We start from the raw sequence: 3,853 nt of genomic DNA on the forward strand, positions 1-3,853 counted from the left end.
TCGGATTGCCCAAGAGTCATCTTGCAGCGCTTCGATCATTGGGTCGACGACGGAGGGGCCCATCCGTACCACCGCACTGCTCGCTGCCTCTCGAATCACCGCATCTTCATCGGCCATCAGGTCGATCAATCTGGGAAGTGCCTGTGGACCGGTCTGACCAAGGCCTGCGATTGCGTGCTCGCGCAACGCTTCATTTTCGTCATGCAATGCTTGTATGAGTTGCTCGATTCGCCCGGACGCACCCTGTTCAGTCATTCTCATGGTCCTCTTCACGGGATTGGGTTTCCATGGCCGTGATGGCTTCGAGCTTGTCGGCGATCAAGCCGGCATTATAAGCCACGAGTCCGTCACGATCCGTACGGAGCCGGTCAAAGAGTTCCTTGTGTGGGCGCAAGACTCCTGCTTCCTTGATTTTGGCCAGAGCCTCCATCGCATAGACGCGCAGCGGGCGGATGGGAATGGCCGCAAGATAGAGCTGAGTCGGTCGCGCATCGCCGATCAATCCAAGCGCCTTGATCGCCAACTCTTTGACACCGGTATCCTTGTCTTGTTCCAGCCTCTTCATCAATGGTTCTACGGCTCGCACGTCGCCGATTTTCCCCAGTAAGTCAGCCGCCGCCTCCCGCACGAGCCAGTCGTCGTCTTCCAGGTACTCGATGAGGATTTCCACGCTCGGCCGTCCGATCCCGAGAAGGTGGATGACCGTCGCCATGCGCGCTTCTTCGCGCTCGCTGGCTCCTTCGACCTCCCGCAGCGCATTGAACGTCTCATCGATTCGTTCGCGGATTGCGCTCAGCTTCTTCAATGTTCCGACTGCGATGTCCCGGACGGCGGGCTGGCCGATCGCATCGATGAATGCATCGACGGAACGGGGATCCAATAATTGATCGAGCATCAATGCCGCCGCGATTTGCACATCCTGGTCTGGATGCTTGAGCATTTCGCATAGGGGAAAGATGGAAGTAGGAATCGCTCCGATCAAGTGAGTCAATACCTCTCGGGTCGCTCCCTCCGATATGTTCGGCAACAACGAAACCAGCGCACGCGCCGTGTCCGTGTCGAGCACGCCCGCCATCTGTTCAAGGGCCGCCGCCCCCGCGTTTCGGACAGCCGCCTCATCATGTTCGAGGAGTTTGACAAGGGCAACCCCGGCCTGCGGATCTTTGATGCGGGCTAACATTGCCGCCGCTTCTCTTTTCAACTCGGGGGGGCCGGACCGTAAAGCCTCGATGAGCGCCTGGACCGAACGAGGACCGCCGGCCACACAGGCCGCCGTCGCTCGCATACGGCGCCAATCCTCTTCATGGATCAGTTCAGAGACCAGCGTTTCTATCGTTTCTTTCGGCATGACTTCAGTATCAGAATGGCCTAATGCTGAGGCTAATGTGTGCCGGTCCGTGACCTGCCGGTTCTCCATCCTGCCGACGCCAACGTTTCACGGACGTGAAACAGCAGGTTTTCATCGCGAGGTTCGTTCAGCATCGGAAGCAAAAATGGAATCACCTTCGCCCCGAATTTGGCCAGTGCCGCCGCCGCTTCGGCTCGCGTGAAGGTCTGGTGCAGTGCCGCGAGGAGCGAAGGGATTGCCATTTCGTCGCCGATTAGGCCGAGCGCTCGCGCCGCCGCGCCTTGCGTCATGACTTCTTCATTCCACTGGTCCCCGCAGCCGGCCACTGTCCGCATCGCAGGCGGAGGGCCGGCTCCCGAGAGGACGTCGATCAGCACTGGAGCAGCGCGTGGATCACCGATCCGACCGAGCGCCTCGACCGCCAATGTCCGCAATCCGGGCTCACGCATCGCCGTGCATAAATACTCGACCGCTTGGGGGTCACCGATCTCGCCGAGGGCCCGTATTGCATCTTCGCGAACCGCGGAATCCTGATCGTTGAACAACACCGACAGTAGCGACTCCACAGCCTGTTTCGATTTAGCCTTCCCCAACGATTCCACCGCATGGAGACGAACAAGCCAGTCCTCATGTTGCAATGCCTTCAAGAGGGACGGAATCGCGGCGTCGCCGACGGCGGCTAGGGCGGCAGCCGCTTCCTCACGAACCGCTTTGACCTTGTCCTGAAGCAGTGGAATGAGCGACTCAACCGAGTCTGCGCTCCGTACCCGACCCAGAGCCTTGGCCGCGTGCATCCGGACGATCCAATCGCCGCTAAGCAATGCCTTGATGAGCGGAGCAAGCACCCGCTCATCGGCAATGGTGGTCAGGATTGCCGACGCTGATTCTTGGACCGAAAGATCTGCTTCAGCGAGGCAGGTTCCCACCGTCTCGACGGCCGGCGCTCCGATCGCGCGCAACGCTTCAATCGCCGCTTCTCGCACGGAGCGATCCTCGTCCCGAAGGAGAGAAACCAGAGGAACGACCGCGCGCGGATCTTTGAAGGTACCGAGCAGGTCGGCCGCTTCACCACGGATGGCCCAATCCTCGTCCCTGAGCGCCGCGATCTGTTCTGCGACCACATCGGTCATGCTGTTGTCCATTCGTGCAGGATTCAGCGGTTCACTTCAGAATAAATGTCTTCATGGCGACCGGATGGCGGGTGTGAGCCTGGTTGCAGGGGGTCAATTAGCCAAGTCGCCGGACGGGCCAAAGCGTCCGGTTTTTCCTAACGGCCGATCGACGCGCAGATTGTCGGCCTGGCTTGAGCTGATTTCCACCACTTCATCAGGAGGCGTCCATCCGAGCTTTTCCAACGTATCGAGCGTAATCTGCTTCAAGGCGTCTTTTGCCGTCAGCCGAACGGATGCATATGAAAGCACTCGTTCTTTTTCGGCTTCGACTTCAGATGCTTTGGGGTCATAGAGGAAGGCAATCAACGGTTCGATGGCCGCATCCCCGATCACCGCCAGAGCCGCCGCGGCCTTTTCCCGCAAGACCCCGTCTTTCAGCAACATGATCAAATCCGGAATCACACGGGGATTGCGAAACTGACCGAGGGCAGTGGCGGCGGCTTCCTTGATGAACGCATCTTCACTGACGATGCACCCCGGCGTTGGCGAGCCCTCCTGCTTGATGCCCTTGCCTTTCAAGGCGTCCAACACCGCTGGGAGGGCGCGTGAATCACCGATCATGCCGAGTGAGGCAATGGCATGCCGCTTCACGGCTCCGTCCTTCATGGCTTCCACCAGGGCATCGATGGCCCGGGAGTCACCGATCATGCCTAATGCAATCGTCGCGTCCTCGCGAACGGCTCGATCAGGATCCTTCAAAGCGGCGATCAAAGCGTCCACGACCTTTGCGTCTCGTACCCAAGACCTGCCGATTTGATAGTCGGTGGTCATCCCGCCCAACGCGCGGGCCGCGTGGCATCGAACCACAAAGTCTTTGTCCTTGAGACTGTCGATCAGCGGATCGACCGAAGGATGTCCGATGTAGACCAGAGCCGTTCCGGCCGTCTCGCGCACGATTTTAGAAGAATCCCGAAACAGCTTGATCAGGGCCGGAACGGCTTTCGGATCGGCGATTCTGCCCAAGGCTTCAGCTGCCGCGCTCTTGACGGCTCCGTCCCGGTCGCGGCAGGCTCCGATCAGCGCGTCGACGGCTCGTGAGTCCCTGATCTTGCCGGCCGCCTTGGCGGCGTGTTCCCGCACGCGCCAACGCTCATCTTTCATGGCAGTCACCAGGCGATCAAGCACGATAGGACCCATCTTCGCCGCGGCTTCGACCGCGTGATCGCGAACTTCCATGATGGAATCGTTAAAAAGGCTGATCAGGGCTTCGACCGCTTTCGGCCCGCCGATTTTCGCGATACCGCGGCCGGCATGAGCCCGCACGGACCAGAAGTCATCGTTGCAGGCGCCGATCAGGGCGTCCAAGGTCGTCGGATCGCCCATGTCGGCGAGC

The 3,853-nt window shown here is 60.0% G+C and carries 4 protein-coding genes; all 4 read right to left on the reverse strand.

Features of this window, described 5'->3' with window-relative positions; all coding sequences use genetic code 11:
• Positions 1 to 255, reverse strand: a 255-nt coding sequence (locus ACOSYY_RS15570) for a HEAT repeat domain-containing protein (RefSeq protein WP_421663516.1), incomplete at its 3' end; no start/stop codon positions are given.
• Positions 248 to 1,348 carry a HEAT repeat domain-containing protein gene (locus tag ACOSYY_RS15575; protein ID WP_421663518.1) on the reverse strand — a complete coding sequence of 367 codons (1,101 nt, stop codon included), beginning with the start codon at positions 1,346 to 1,348 and terminating at the stop codon, positions 248 to 250. The genes ACOSYY_RS15570 and ACOSYY_RS15575, both read right to left, overlap by 8 nt.
• Positions 1,349 to 1,380: 32 nt before the next feature.
• A complete protein-coding gene (locus tag ACOSYY_RS15580; protein ID WP_421663520.1) occupies positions 1,381 to 2,478 on the reverse strand; it encodes a HEAT repeat domain-containing protein in 1,098 nt (365 codons plus the stop codon).
• A 93-nt stretch (positions 2,479 to 2,571) separates the two neighbouring features.
• Positions 2,572 to 3,853 (reverse strand): HEAT repeat domain-containing protein (locus ACOSYY_RS15585; protein WP_421663522.1); only part of this gene is annotated, 1,282 nt, incomplete at its 5' end.

It is taken from the genome of Nitrospira sp. BLG_2 (genome assembly GCF_049222245.1).